We start from the raw sequence: 12,816 nt of genomic DNA, 5'->3' as shown, positions 1-12,816 counted from the left end.
CGGGGCGGCCCCGCGCCCGGGTCAGTCCTCGCCCTCCAGCTCCCCTTCGGTCTCAAGGAAGGCCTCCCGCAGCGCGGCCAGCGTCTCGGCGTCCGGCTTCTCCCACATGCCGCGGGACTCGGCCTCCAGAAGACGTTCGGCGATGCCGTGCAGGGCCCAGGGGTTGGCCTCCTGGAGGAAGGCGCGGTTCTCCGGGTCCAGGACGTAAGCCTGGGCGAGCTTGTCGTACATCCAGTCGGCGACCACGCCCGTGGTGGCGTCGTAGCCGAACAAGTAGTCCACGGTGGCGGCGAGTTCGAAGGCGCCCTTGTAGCCGTGGCGGCGCATCGCCTCGATCCAGCGGGGGTTGACCACCCGGGCGCGGAAGACCCGGGAGGTCTCCTCGACCAGGGTGCGGGTGCGGACCGTCTCGGGCCGGGTCGAGTCCCCGATGTACGCCTCGGGGGCCTTGCCCTTGAGCGCCTTGACGGTCGCGACCATGCCGCCGTGGTACTGGAAGTAGTCGTCGGAGTCCGCGATGTCGTGCTCGCGGGTGTCGGTGTTCTTGGCGGCGACCGCGATGCGCTTGTAGGCGGTCTCCATCTCCTCCCGGGCCGGGCGGCCTTCGAGGCCCCGGCCGTAGGCGTAGCCGCCCCAGACGGTGTAGACCTCGGCGAGGTCGGCGTCGGTGCGCCAGTCGCGGGAGTCGATCAGCTGGAGCAGCCCCGCGCCGTACGTCCCCGGGCGGGAGCCGAAGATGCGGGTGGTGGCGCGCCGCTCGTCGCCGTGCGCGGCCAGGTCGGCCTGGGCGTGGGCGCGCACGAAGTTGGACTCCGCGGGCTCGTCCAGCCCGGCGACCAGCCGGACGGCGTCGTCGAGGAGGCCGATGACGTGCGGGAAGGCGTCGCGGAAGAAGCCCGAGATGCGCAGCGTGACATCCACGCGGGGACGGTCCAGCTCGGCGAGCGGGATCGGCTCCAGGCCGTTGACCCGACGCGAGGCGTCGTCCCAGACGGGGCGCACGCCCAGCAGCGCGAGGGCCTCGGCCACATCGTCGCCGCTGGTGCGCATCGCGCTGGTGCCCCACAGCGACAGCCCGACCGACTGCGGCCAGTCGCCGTTGTCGTCGCGGTAGCGCGTCAGCAGGGAGTCGGCGAGGGCCTGGCCGGTCTCCCAGGCGAGGCGGGAGGGGACGGCCTTGGGGTCGACGGAGTAGAAGTTGCGGCCCGTCGGCAGGACGTTGACCAGGCCGCGCAGCGGGGAGCCGGAGGGGCCGGCCGGCACGAAGCCGCCGTTGAGCGCGTGCACCGCGTGGTCGATCTCGTCGGTGGTGGCGGCCAGCCGCGGCACGACCTGGCGGGCGGCGAAGTCGAGGATGTCGGCGACCGCGGACGAGTGGCCCGCGGCGATGCCGGCCACCGCCGCCGGGTCCCACTGTGCATCCTCCATCGCCTGGACCAGCGCGCGGGCCGTGGCCTCGGCCTCGTCGGCACTCGTCCGGGTCGCGGCGGACTCGTCGAGCCCGAGCGCCTCGCGCAGGCCGGGCAGCGCGGACTTACCGCCCCAGATCTGGCGGGCGCGCAGGATGGACAGCACGAGGTTCACCCGCGCCTCGCCGGTCGGCGCCCCGCCCAGGACGTGCAGCCCGTCGCGGATCTGGGCGTCCTTGACCTCGCACAGCCAGCCGTCGACATGCAGCAGGAAGTCGTCGAAGCCCGCGTCGTCGGGGCGTTCGTCCAGGCCCAGGTCGTGGTCGAGCCTGGCGGCCTGGATCAGCGTCCAGATCTGGGCGCGGATCGCGGGCAGCTTGGCCGGGTCCATGGCGGAGATGGCCGCGTACTCGTCGAGCAGCTGCTCCAGGCGCGCGATGTCGCCGTAGGACTCGGCGCGGGCCATCGGCGGGACGAGGTGGTCGACGAGGGTGGCGTGGACCCGGCGCTTGGCCTGGGTGCCCTCGCCGGGGTCGTTGACCAGGAAGGGGTAGACGAGCGGGAGGTCGCCGAGCGCGGCGTCCGGGCCGCAGGCCGCGGACAGGCCGGCGTTCTTGCCGGGCAGCCACTCCAGATTGCCGTGCTTGCCCAGGTGGACCATGGCGTCCGCGCCGAATCCGCCGTCGTCCGCGGAGGCGGCGATCCAGCGGTAGGCCGCCAAGTAGTGGTGCGAGGGCGGCAGATCGGGGTCGTGGTAGATCGCGATCGGGTTCTCGCCGAAGCCGCGCGGCGGCTGGATGAGGATGAGCAGATTGCCGCGGCGCAGGGCGGCCAGCACGATGTCGCCCTCGGGGTTGCGGCTGCGGTCGACGAACATCTCGCCGGGCGGCGGGCCCCAGTGCTGCTCGACGGAGTCGCGCAGCACCTGCGGGAGGGTGGCGTACCAGCGCTTGTAGTCGGCGGCCGGGATCCGGACCGGGTTGCGGGCGAGCTGCTCCTCGGTGAGCCACTCCTGGTCGTGGCCGCCGGCCTCGATCAGGGCGTAGATCAGCTCGTCGCCGTCGCCGGACACCAGGCCGGGGACCTCTTCGCTGCCGAATTCGCTGCCGAAGTCATAGCCGTCGGCCTGCAGCCGGCGCAGCAGCGCGACGGCGCTGGCCGGGGTGTCCAGGCCGACCGCGTTGCCGATCCGGGAGTGCTTGGTCGGGTAGGCGGACAGCACCAGCGCGAGGCGCTTCTCGGCGGCCGGGATGTGGCGCAGCCGGGCGTGCCGGACGGCGATCCCGGCGACCCGGGCCGCGCGCTCGGGGTCGGCGGCGTACACCGGCAGACCGTCCTCGTCGACCTCCTTGAAGGAGAACGGGACGGTGATCAGCCGGCCGTCGAACTCGGGGACGGCGATCTGCGAGGCGGCGTCCAGCGGGGAGAGTCCCTCGTCGTTCTCCTCCCAGGCGCTGCGCGGCCCGGTCAGGCACAGGGCCTGGAGGATCGGCACGTCGAGCGCGGCCAGCGCCCCGGCGTCCCAGGCCTCGTCGTCGCCGCCGGCCGAGGCCTCGGCGGGCTTGCTGCCGCCCGCCGCGAGGACCGTGGTGACCAGCGCGTCGGCGGCCCCCAGGGCCTCGATCAGCTCCGGCTCGGGGGCGCGCAGGGAGGCGACGAAGAGCGGGCGGGCCCGGCCGCCGGCCGCCTCGATCTGCTCGCACAGCGTGCGGACGAAGCCGGTGTTGCCGCTCATGTGGTGGGCGCGGTAGTAGAGCACCGCGATCAGCGGGCCGCTGTCGTTGCGCCCGGCCCACTCCAGCGGGCCCCAGGACGGGGCGGGCGCCGGCGGCTCGAAGCCGTGGCCGGTCAGCAGCACCGTGTCGGAGAGGAAGCGGGCGAGCTGGTCGAGGTTGGCGGGGCCGCCGTGCGCGAGGTAGGCGTGCGCCTCGGCCGCGATGCCGACCGGGACCGTGGACTGCTCCATGAGCTGGGCGTCGGGGGCCTGTTCACCGGTGAGCACGACGACGGGGCGGTGCTGGTCCTCGGCGAGCAGCAGGTCCAGGCCCTCCTGCCAGGCGCGGATGCCGCCCAGGAGGCGCACGACGACCAGGTCCACGCCCTCCAGCAGGGCCGGCAGCCCGTCGACGTCGAGGCGGGCGGGGTTGGCGAGCCGGTAAGGCACCGGGCCCGTGGCCGCGCGGGCGCTGAGCAGATCGGTGTCGGAGGTCGACAGCAGCAGAAGCATGCGAGCGCAGGCCTTCCTCGGGGTATCCGCGCCCCGGGTGGTCGTAGGGACGGCGGGAGTTCCTGACTCACCCGGCGCCTGCCGGGTTCACAGTGGCGGGACCGCGCCGGATTTGCACCGGGCTTCCTCCCTGGGGTCGTCCGACCCCGCGCCGTCGCTGGCGTCCGGCGGATCAGCCGACCCACCGACCTGCATAGTAAGGGCTGTGCCCGGGCGAGGTAAGCGGGCCTTCGCGGCGGCCGGCCCGGGGTGGCCGCGAGGGGGTCCGGGGCCGGTTCCGGCGTGCCCCGTCGTAGGTATGCTCGCCGCCATGCCGCCCTCCCCCTCGCTCCGCCCCCCAGGGGCAGAACCGCCCCTGCGGGACCGCGGTGACGCCTGCCCGGGGGCGCTGCGGCTGCACTCCGCCGCCGACGGGTACCTCGCCCGAGTGCGGCTGCCCGCCGGGGACTTGACGGCACGTCAGGCAGCGGCGCTGGCCGACATCGCGGACCGGCTCGGCGACGGCCACCTCTCCTTGACCTCGCGCGGCAACGCCGAGCTGCGCGGCCTGCCCGAGGGCTGCGGCGCCGAGCTGGCCGCCCTGCTGCGCGACGCCGGACTGCTGCCCTCCGCTCGCCATGAGCGCGTCCGCAACATCCTCGCCTCCCCGCTGGCCGGGCTGACGGTCAACACCCCTGCCGAGGTGCGGCGGTGGGCCCGTGAGCTGGACGAACTGCTCTGCGCGAGCGAGCCGGCGACCGCGCTGTCGGGCCGTTTCCTCTTCGTCCTGGACGACGGGCGGGGCGAGCTGGCGGGTCTCGGCGGGGATGTGAGCTTGGTCGCAGAAGCGGCCCGGGCGGGGGAGTCCGCCGAGGCCGGGGGCACCGCGCTGCTGCGGGTCGGCGACGATCCGGCGGCGCTGCGGATCGCCGGCCCGGACGCCCCGCGGGCCGCGCTCGCCGCCGCCGAGTCCTTTCTGTCGGCCGCCGAGGCGAGCGGCAGCGGCGCCTGGCGGGTCCGCGAACTGCCCGACGGGCAGCGGCTGACGGCCCGCGACGTGGCAACACACCTGCACGAAACCGGCATCACCGCCACATATCTGGCGCAGGCACCGGCACCCCTCGCCCCGTCCGCGCCCCGCTCCGCGGCCCCCGGGATCATCGAAGGCCCCGACGTCACGGCGGCGCTCTGTGTCCTGGCGCCGCTGGGCCGGCTGACGGTCGCCCAGTGGCGGCTGCTGACCGCCGTCGCCGCCGACGACGGCTGCGGCGCACTGCGGCTGACCCCCTGGCGCGGCATCGTCCTCCCCGGGCTTCCGGCCGGCGCCGCCGCCGCCCGGCTGTCCGCGCTGGCCGCGGCCGGCCTGATCACCGACCCGGACTCCCCCTGGCGCCGCCTCGGCGCCTGCACCGGCCGCCCCGGCTGCGCCAAGTCCCTCACCGACGTCCGCACCGACGCGGCGGCCGCCGTCACCGCGGGCGCCCCCGTCCCCGGCACTCCCCCCGCCGCCGTACCGGACGGCCTGCCCGTCCACTGGTCCGGCTGCGCACGCCGCTGCGGCCACCCCCACGGCGCATGGGTGGACGTGCTGGCAACGGGGGAGGGCTACCGGGTGTCGGTCGTCCGGCCGGCCGGCGCACCGGCCCCCGGCGACGCCCCGCCACCCGCGCAACACCCCGCCCCACCAGCCCGAAGCGACACCCCATGAGCCAGCCCGCACCCGACAACCCCGAGGCCACAGTGACCGCGTTCGACTACGAGAAGGACGGTGCGGCGATCTACCGCCAGTCCTTCGCCACCATCCGCGCCGAGGCGGACCTCGGCGGGCTGCCCGCCGACGTCAGCCAGGTCACGGTCCGCATGATCCACGCCTGCGGCATGGTCGACCTGGTACGCGATCTGGCCTTCACCCCCGGCGTCGTGGCGAGCGCCCGCGCCGCGCTGCGCGCCGGCGCCCCGATCCTGTGCGACGCCAACATGGTCGCCAGCGGCGTCACCCGCAAGCGGCTGCCGGCGGACAACGAGGTGCTGTGCACCCTCGCCGACCCGTCGGTCGCGGACCTCGCCGCCCGGATGGGCACGACCCGCAGCGCCGCCGCCCTGGAGCTGTGGCGGGACCGGATGGACGGCGCCGTGGTGGCGTTCGGCAACGCCCCCACCGCCCTCTTCCGGTTCCTGGAGATGATCGGGGAAGGGGCGCCCCGCCCGGCCGCCGTCATCGGCATACCCGTCGGCTTCATCGGCGCCGCGGAGTCCAAGGACGCGCTGATCGCCCATCCGTCGAAGCTGGACCACCTGGTGGTGCGCGGGCGCCGCGGCGGCAGCGCCATGGCCGCGGCCGCGATCAACGCCCTGGCGAGCGAGGAAGAATGAGCGTGAGCGAGCAGCAGGCACCCGGCAACGACGGCACCCCGCCCGCCCCCGGCCGTCTCTACGGCGTCGGGCTCGGCCCCGGCGACCCGTCCCTGATGACCGTGCGGGCCGTCCAGGTCATCGGCGCGGCCGACGTCATCGCGTACCACAGCGCCCGGCACGGACGCTCCATCGCGCGCGCCATCGCCGCCGAGCACCTGCGCGCCGACCACATCGAGGAGGCGCTGGTCTACCCGGTCACCACCGAGTCGACCGACCACCCCGGCGGCTACCGGGGCGCGCTGGACGAGTTCTACGAGTCCGCGGCGGCCCGCCTCGCCGCCCACCTCGACGCCGGCCGCACCGTCGCCGTCATCTCCGAGGGCGACCCGCTCTTCTACGGCTCCTACCAGCACATGCACAAGCGGCTGGCCGACCGCTACCCCACCGAGGTCATCCCCGGCGTCACCTCCATCAGCGCCGCCGCGGCCCGCCTGGGCCGGCCGCTCGCCGAGGCCGACGAGGTCCTGACGATCCTCCCCGGCACCCTGCCGGAGGAAGAGCTGACCGCCCGTCTGGCCTCGACCGACACCGCCGTCGTCATGAAGCTCGGCCGCACCTTCCCCACCGTGCGCCGCGCCATGGAACGCGCCGGGCGCCTGCCGGAGGCCCACTACGTCGAACGCGCCACCATGTCCGGCGAACGCACGGAAAAACTGGCCGACATCGACGCGGAAACGGTCCCGTACTTCGCCGTCACCGTCGTCCCCAGCCGCATCGCGAGCCCGCCGACCGAGACCGCCCCGGCGCCCGGCACCGGTGAGGTGGTCGTCGTCGGCACCGGCCCGGCCGGCCCGCTCTGGCTGACCCCCGAGTCCCGCGGCGCCCTGGCCGCCGCCGAGGACCTCGTCGGCTACACCACCTACCTCGACCGCGTCCCGCAGCGCCCCGGCCAGCGCCGCCACGGCTCCGACAACAAGGTCGAGTCCGAACGCGCCGAACTCGCCCTGGACCTGGCCCGGCGCGGCCGCCGGGTGGCCGTGGTCTCCGGCGGCGACCCCGGCGTCTTCGCCATGGCCACCGCCGTCCTGGAGGTCGCCGCCCAGGACCCGTACCGCGCCATTCCCGTACGCGTCCTGCCGGGCGTCACCGCCGCCAACGCCGCCGCCGCCCGGGCCGGCGCCCCCCTCGGCCACGACTACGCGGTCATCTCCCTCTCCGACCGCCTCAAGCCCTGGGAGGTCATCGCCGAACGCCTCCACGCGGCCGCCGGCGCCGACCTGGCCCTGGCCCTCTACAACCCCGGCTCCCGCAGCCGCACCTGGCAGGTCGGCAAGGCCCGCGAACTCCTCCTGGAACACCGCGCCCCCGACACCCCGGTCATCCTCGCCCGCGACATCGGCGGCCCCGAGGAATCCCTCCGCACCGTCCGCCTGGCCGACCTCGACCCCCACCAGGTCGACATGCGCACGATCCTGCTGATCGGCTCCTCCCAGACCGAGGTCGCCCGACGGGCCGACGGCACGGAGATCGTGTGGACGCCGCGGAGGTATCCGGAGAACTGACCTCGCAGGGTTACCCGGACAGTTCCCTGCCCCGCTGCGAACGCTTCTGCCTGCCGGAACGCTCGTCGTGGCCGGGGCGGGGCCATCCGGCCTTCGTCGCCTTGACCGCGGCCTTCGGCGACGACGCGGTCGGCCGGGCCCGAAGGAGCTGCGATACGCGTTGGAAGGAAACCCCGAGGACACGACCGGCGTCCCGCTGGCTCAGCGACTCGGTCAGGGTGGCCGCGGCATCCTGCATTGCCTTCTGAGCGGCTTTCCTCGCGTCCTCGGCAGCCTTCTCGGCCTTCTCCGCTGCCTTGATGGCCCGTACAGCGTCCCGCGGCAGCACCGGCTCGATCGTCACCTCGACGTCCTCGGTTTCGACATCGAGCATGACGGCAATGGCTTCACGGGCCGCCTCATCGGCCTTGTCGAGGCGCTTGGCCTGGCTGAACACCCCCGGGAGGTCCGGGACCTCCAGGGCCCACCATTCACCCGCGCGGCGCGCTGTGACACGGTACGAAGTCATCGCCACCACCCTTCTCCGAGTTCCGGCTCAAGCGTCCTGCAGATGCCCTGGCCAGTGAGTTCGTTGACTTCGGTGTGCTTGGGGATCACGACGCGGGTGCTGCCGCACACCCAGGTTTGGTGGCTGCCCTTCTGGCGGACCAGGTCGAAGGCAACGCCCTGGGCTTTGGCCGCGTCACTGATCTTTTTGATCAGTTCCCGGTACTTCATCAGTGTAAGTCCAATGACGCTAGACAGATCAAGTCAAGCCCAGGTAGACACCTCCCCGTCAACACAGGACACGCCCCCTGAGGTGAGCCCATCGTCATCTTGGGTGTGATGAGAAGTGACAGGGACGCAACGAAGGCGTCCGAAAGGGTGAAGGCAGGTGGCGCGGCACCAGCCGCACCGCGGAACGACGCGTCGGTCATCCCACACGCGGAATGGGAGACCGGCGGCCTCCAAAGTCCCGGCGTTCAGCCTCCGGTGGCCGTTGCCTCCCGGCGGCAGCTCACACACCGGTCCTTGCCGTCCCATTCCTCCCACCCGAAGGCCGCGGGTTCGAAGGACCTGCCCTCGAGCTCTTCGCGCACCGCCACGCGATAGGCCCACACGGCGTCGAGGTACGGGTGGTAGGCGTCGTGGAACGCGGGCGAGGTCTGCCGGGCACCCTCACCGACGACGCGCTGAAGAACACGCAGCCGCTCGAACATCGCCTGCCCGGCGCCGGCGATGTCCGTCGTCGCGTCGATGAACAGCCGCTCGCGCACTTCACTGATCCCGGCCTCGCTCAGCGCCGCGCGGGCGGCAGCGGCGAGGTCGGCCTCGGCCTCCGGGCTCTGGGCGATCTGCCGCAGCCGCGCGTGGCCCACCCCGGCGGCGGTGATGAACTCGATGTACACCGCCCGCCGCCGGGCCTCGCTGTTGCGTTCGCTCTCGTGACGATGGCGCAGATGATCGGCGAGGACGGTCCCGGAGATCGCGATGACCCCGCCGCTCAACGTCGCGAGGAGCGTTCCCCAGTCCATGCGTCCCCCTTCACGGTGGTTATGAAGGCCGACCAGGCCGCGGCCGGGAAGAGCAGCGCACCACCGGTGGGGTTCTTGCTGTCACGGACGGGGACGGCGCCAGGGAAGCTGTCGGCGATCTCGACGCAGTTGTTGGCTCCACCGTCGCTGTAGCTGCTCTTGCGCCACACGGGCTCGACCAGATCGGGGATGGTGTTCATCGCCTGCTGCCCTCCAGTCACCTCAGCGGAGCCGGTCAGCTCGCACGCCACCTATGAACGCCGACCAAGCAGCGGTAGGGAAGAGCAGCACCGGGCCCTCGGGATTCTTGCTGTCACGGACGGGAACGGCACCGGGGAAGCCGTCGGCGATCTCGATGCAGTTGGCATCTCCGCCGTTGCTGTAGCTGCTCTTTCGCCACGCGATGACAGCCTGGTCAGGAGTCGTCTTCACGGTCTGCTGTCCTCCAGAAACTGCTTGATTAGTGCGACGGAGTCCGGCGGAGAGAGCGCCATGTCCCGCAAGTGATCGTAAGACAGCCGGAGTTGGACGACCTCGGCCGGATCTTCGATCAAGTCACCGGACTTGTTGCCTTCAAGGTAGGCAACAGCCGCACCGTCCGGCACCCACAGTAGCGAGAGAGAACCGCCCATCAAGTCGTGCGGTCCGGCGGCAAACGGCAGAACCTGGATCGTGATGTTCGACAGCTCGGACGCCCCGGTCAGGTGAGACAGCTGATCACGCCAGATGCGGACATCAGCCGGAGGCCGCATGAAGGCAGCCTCATCAAGAATCACGCGGAGGCCCGGCGATGGAGAGGCGCTCAGCAGGTCTTGCCTGCCGATGCGTGCAGCGACAAGCTCCTCCAGCTCATCAGGGCACATCGGTGAAGGCGCCGAGGAGAGCACGAGCCGGGCGTAGTCCTCGGTCTGCAACAGACCAGGGATTCCCAGCATGTACTTGTGCATGATGACGGCCTTCGCTTCGTACTGCATGAACAGCTTGTAGCGGTCGGCAAAGGCATCCAGCCGCGCCAGCTTCCACAGTCGTACGAGCAGCCCACCCGTCCCGTAGAGCCGGTCCAGCGCCTCCATCACCGGCAGCTTCGAGAGCCGTTCGCCCGTTTCCAAGCGATGCAAGTACGTGCGGTCGTAGTTGATCTCGTCGGCCAGTTGGGCGAGCGACTTGCCGGACGCCTCCCGTAACCGGCGGAGTTCACAAGCGAGGACCCAGCGCGCCGAGCCCTCATCCCCCTCGGAATTCTTTTCGACCATTCCCCGTTCCTCCATCCCCTGTTGTCCCGTGCCGACGACAACGCCAACTCCCTATCGGAGGCGGCTCGTTGTGACGACTCTAGGGCTGCGAAAGGGAATGGGCGGCCCAGTCAGGACGCGAACGGAGAAGAGGAAATGGGAATGACGGAGCGCAGTCCGGTGGCCGGGAAGATCAGGGACGCGGAGCAGGCGTGCGGCGAGCTGCGGACGGCGCTGAAGGGGGCGGGCATCACCCTGCCGTCGCTGGCCGTGGACGTCGTCTCGCTGGCCGAGCACTTTCCGCTGCCCCTCGTGGAGCTGGGGCGATGCACCCCGGACGTCGCACGGCGGCTCGCGGACGCGGTGCGGAAGTCCGCCCCGTGAGTGAGGTGAGTGGGGTGAGCGACGTGAGTGAGGAGGGCGGGGATTCCACGGGCGTCGGTGATCCGGGCGAGGACGACGAACCCGGGGAGTCCGTAAAACGCCGCGAAGAGTTAGCCAAAAGGGTCCGCGAGGCCAATCACTTCAGCACGAATTGGCCTCGCTGAAATGACGGCGGACCCATTCCACGGCCTCCTCCGGTCCCGCCGCCACCGGCACCCCCTCCGGCACGGGCGGACGCTGGACGACCACCACCGGCACCCCCGCCTCGCGGGCCGCCGTCAGCTTGGCGGCGGTGGCGGCCGCCCCGCTGTCCTTCGTGACGACGACGTCGATGCGGTGGTCCCGCAGCAGGGCCCGCTCGCCCTCCAGCGTGAAGGGGCCGCGGTCCAGGAGGGTCGTCATCCGGGGCGGGCAGGGGGGCTCGGGGGCGTCGACGGAGCGGACGAGGAACCAGAGGTCGGTGAGGTGGGCGAAGTGGGCGAGGCCCATGCGGCCCGTGGTGAGGAAGATGCGGTTGCCGAGGGCCGGGAGGGCGGCGGCGGCCTCGTCCAGGGAGGTGACCTGGTGCCAGCTGTCGCCGGGTCCCGGTACCCAGCCGGGCCTGCGGAGGGCGAGCAGGGGAACATGGGCGGTGCCGGCGGCCAGGGCCGCGTGGCGACTGATCGTGTCGGCGAAAGGATGGGTGGCGTCGATGAGCGCGTCCACCGCGTGCTCGCGCAGCCAGCGGGCTTGGCCCTCGGGGCCGCCGAACCCGCCGATGCGTACCTCCCCGGCGGGCAGCCGGGGCGCGGCGACCCGGCCGGCGAGCGAGCTCGTCACCCGCAGGGACGGGTCGGGCGCCAGGAGGCCGGCCAGCCGGCGGGCCTCGGTCGTACCGCCGAGAATCAGGACGTGGCGCACCGGGCGGGCTGCGTCGTTCATGGGATGTGGGTTCCTCCGTGGCTGAAGCGCAACCGCAGGGTACGGGGCCGCAGGAAGCGGGCAAGGCCGCGGGCGGCCGCAGCGCGCAGCTCGCGCACACCGGGCTGCGGCACGGCTGGACGACCGGTGCCTGTGCGACGGCGGCGAGCAAGGCCGCATACACGGCGCTGCTGAGCGGTGAGTTCCCGGACCCGGTGACGATCACGCTGCCGAAGGGGCAGACGCCGTCCTTCGCGCTGGCGGTGGAGGAGCTGGCGGCGGGCCGGTCCTCCGCGATGGCGGGCGTGGTCAAGGACGCGGGCGACGATCCGGACGTCACGCACGGGGCGCTCGTGCGCGCCACGGTACGGGCGCTGCCCGCCGGGTCGGGCCTCGTCTTCCGGGCCGGGCCGGGCGTCGGGACGGTGACCCGGCCGGGGCTGCCGCTGGACGTCGGCGAACCGGCGATCAACCCCGTGCCGCGGCAGCTGATCCGGGAGCACCTGACGGAGGTCGCCGGACGGTACGGCGGCGTGCGGGCGGGCACGGTGCCGGACGTCGAGGTGGAGATCTCGGTCGACCACGGGGAGGAGATCGCCCGCAGCACCTGGAATCCGCGGCTGGGCATCCTGGGCGGGCTGTCGATCCTGGGCACCACCGGGATCGTGGTGCCGTATTCCTGCTCGGCGTGGATCGACTCCATCCGGCGCGGGGTGGACGTGGCGCGGGCCGCGGGGCGCCGGCATGTGGCCGGGTGCACGGGATCGACCTCGGAGAAGGTCGCCGTCGCCCTGCACCACCTGCCCGAGGACGCGCTGCTGGACATGGGCGACTTCGCGGGCGCGGTGCTGAAGTACCTGCGGCGTCACCCGGTGGACCGGCTGACCGTCTGCGGCGGGTTCGCCAAGCTGTCCAAGCTGGCGGCCGGACATCTGGACCTGCACTCCGCGCGCTCCCAGGTGGACAAGGGATTCCTGGCGGAGCTGGCCCGGCAGGGCGGGGCCGACGAGGCGCTGGCGGCGGCGGTCGCGGAGGCCAACACGGGCCTGGCGGCACTCCAGTTGTGTGCCGCGGCGGGCGTGCCGCTGGGGGATCTGGTGGCGGCGCGGGCGCGCGAGGAGTCGCTGGCCGTGCTGCGGGGGGCGCCCGTCGCGGTCGATGTCATCTGCATCGACCGCGCGGGGATGGTGGTGGGGCGGGTGGAACCCCGGGGCCCCGGGGAGACCGGACGTGGAGCGCCCCTCGGGTGAGGGG

13 protein-coding genes and 1 riboswitch are annotated in these 12,816 nt (G+C 72.9%); of the genes, 5 read left to right on the top strand and 8 right to left on the bottom strand.

From position 1 onward, the window contains the following. Window positions 1-21: 21 nt before the first annotated feature. Window positions 22-3,636: a cobaltochelatase subunit CobN gene (cobN, locus tag OIU81_RS18590; RefSeq protein WP_329149312.1), complete on the bottom strand. Its 3,615-nt coding sequence runs from the start codon at window positions 3,634-3,636 to the stop codon at window positions 22-24. Between the two features lie 54 nt (window positions 3,637-3,690). Then, a riboswitch (cobalamin riboswitch) is annotated at window positions 3,691-3,784 on the bottom strand. A 162-nt stretch (window positions 3,785-3,946) separates the two neighbouring features. Here cobN and cobG point away from each other — a divergent pair. Genes cobG through OIU81_RS18575 form a run of 3 tightly spaced genes read left to right on the top strand, consistent with a single transcriptional unit; the run spans window position 3,947 to window position 7,532 of the window. Then, window positions 3,947-5,323: a precorrin-3B synthase gene (gene cobG, locus OIU81_RS18585; protein WP_443074007.1), complete on the top strand. Its 1,377-nt coding sequence runs from the start codon at window positions 3,947-3,949 to the stop codon at window positions 5,321-5,323. After that, complete coding sequence (locus OIU81_RS18580; protein WP_329149308.1) at window positions 5,320-5,988, top strand: precorrin-8X methylmutase; 669 nt, start codon at window positions 5,320-5,322, stop codon at window positions 5,986-5,988. Before cobG ends, OIU81_RS18580 begins: the two co-directional genes overlap by 4 nt. Then, on the top strand, window positions 5,985-7,532 hold the full coding sequence (locus tag OIU81_RS18575) for a precorrin-2 C(20)-methyltransferase (RefSeq protein ID WP_329149307.1): 1,548 nt from the start codon (window positions 5,985-5,987) through the stop codon (window positions 7,530-7,532). The genes OIU81_RS18580 and OIU81_RS18575 overlap by 4 nt, the downstream gene beginning before the upstream one ends. Window positions 7,533-7,542: 10 nt before the next feature. Here OIU81_RS18575 and OIU81_RS18570 read toward each other — a convergent pair whose 3' ends face one another. From OIU81_RS18570 to OIU81_RS18545, 6 genes are all read right to left on the bottom strand, one after another. Continuing rightward, window positions 7,543-8,040 (bottom strand): type II toxin-antitoxin system HicB family antitoxin, encoded by a 498-nt coding sequence (locus OIU81_RS18570; protein ID WP_329149305.1) that lies wholly within the window; start codon window positions 8,038-8,040, stop codon window positions 7,543-7,545. Continuing rightward, window positions 8,037-8,249 carry a type II toxin-antitoxin system HicA family toxin gene (locus tag OIU81_RS18565; RefSeq protein WP_329149303.1) on the bottom strand — a complete coding sequence of 71 codons (213 nt, stop codon included), beginning with the start codon at window positions 8,247-8,249 and terminating at the stop codon, window positions 8,037-8,039. The genes OIU81_RS18570 and OIU81_RS18565 overlap by 4 nt, the downstream gene beginning before the upstream one ends. Before the next feature lie 245 nt (window positions 8,250-8,494). After that, window positions 8,495-9,046, bottom strand: a complete 552-nt coding sequence (locus tag OIU81_RS18560) for a CchlQ (protein WP_329149301.1) — start codon at window positions 9,044-9,046, stop codon at window positions 8,495-8,497. Continuing rightward, window positions 9,016-9,246: a DUF397 domain-containing protein gene (locus OIU81_RS18555; protein ID WP_329149300.1), complete on the bottom strand. Its 231-nt coding sequence runs from the start codon at window positions 9,244-9,246 to the stop codon at window positions 9,016-9,018. Before OIU81_RS18555 ends, OIU81_RS18560 begins: the two co-directional genes overlap by 31 nt. A gap of 22 nt (window positions 9,247-9,268) precedes the next feature. After that, the gene (locus OIU81_RS18550; protein ID WP_329149297.1) at window positions 9,269-9,478 is read right to left on the bottom strand and encodes a DUF397 domain-containing protein; all 210 of its coding nucleotides are present in this window, start codon (window positions 9,476-9,478) and stop codon (window positions 9,269-9,271) included. Beyond that, a complete protein-coding gene (locus tag OIU81_RS18545; RefSeq protein ID WP_329149295.1) occupies window positions 9,475-10,299 on the bottom strand; it encodes a helix-turn-helix domain-containing protein in 825 nt (274 codons plus the stop codon). The genes OIU81_RS18550 and OIU81_RS18545 overlap by 4 nt, the downstream gene beginning before the upstream one ends. 141 nt (window positions 10,300-10,440) lie before the next feature. Between OIU81_RS18545 and OIU81_RS18540 the strand changes: the two genes are divergently transcribed. Next, a complete protein-coding gene (locus tag OIU81_RS18540) occupies window positions 10,441-10,662 on the top strand; it encodes a hypothetical protein (RefSeq protein WP_329149293.1) in 222 nt (73 codons plus the stop codon). A 141-nt stretch (window positions 10,663-10,803) separates the two neighbouring features. Here the strand turns inward: OIU81_RS18540 and OIU81_RS18535 are convergent, their stop codons facing one another. Beyond that, window positions 10,804-11,583 carry a cobalt-precorrin-6A reductase gene (locus tag OIU81_RS18535; RefSeq protein ID WP_329149291.1) on the bottom strand — a complete coding sequence of 260 codons (780 nt, stop codon included), beginning with the start codon at window positions 11,581-11,583 and terminating at the stop codon, window positions 10,804-10,806. 17 nt (window positions 11,584-11,600) lie between these two features. Here OIU81_RS18535 and OIU81_RS18530 point away from each other — a divergent pair, with 17 nt between their 5' ends. Further along, on the top strand, window positions 11,601-12,812 hold the full coding sequence (locus OIU81_RS18530; protein WP_329149289.1) for a cobalt-precorrin-5B (C(1))-methyltransferase: 1,212 nt from the start codon (window positions 11,601-11,603) through the stop codon (window positions 12,810-12,812). The last annotated feature ends 4 nt before the right edge of the window (window positions 12,813-12,816 follow it).

Source organism: Streptomyces sp. NBC_01454, assembly GCF_036227565.1.
GTDB lineage: Bacteria > Actinomycetota > Actinomycetes > Streptomycetales > Streptomycetaceae > Streptomyces.
This window is presented reverse-complemented; position numbering and strand designations above follow the sequence as displayed.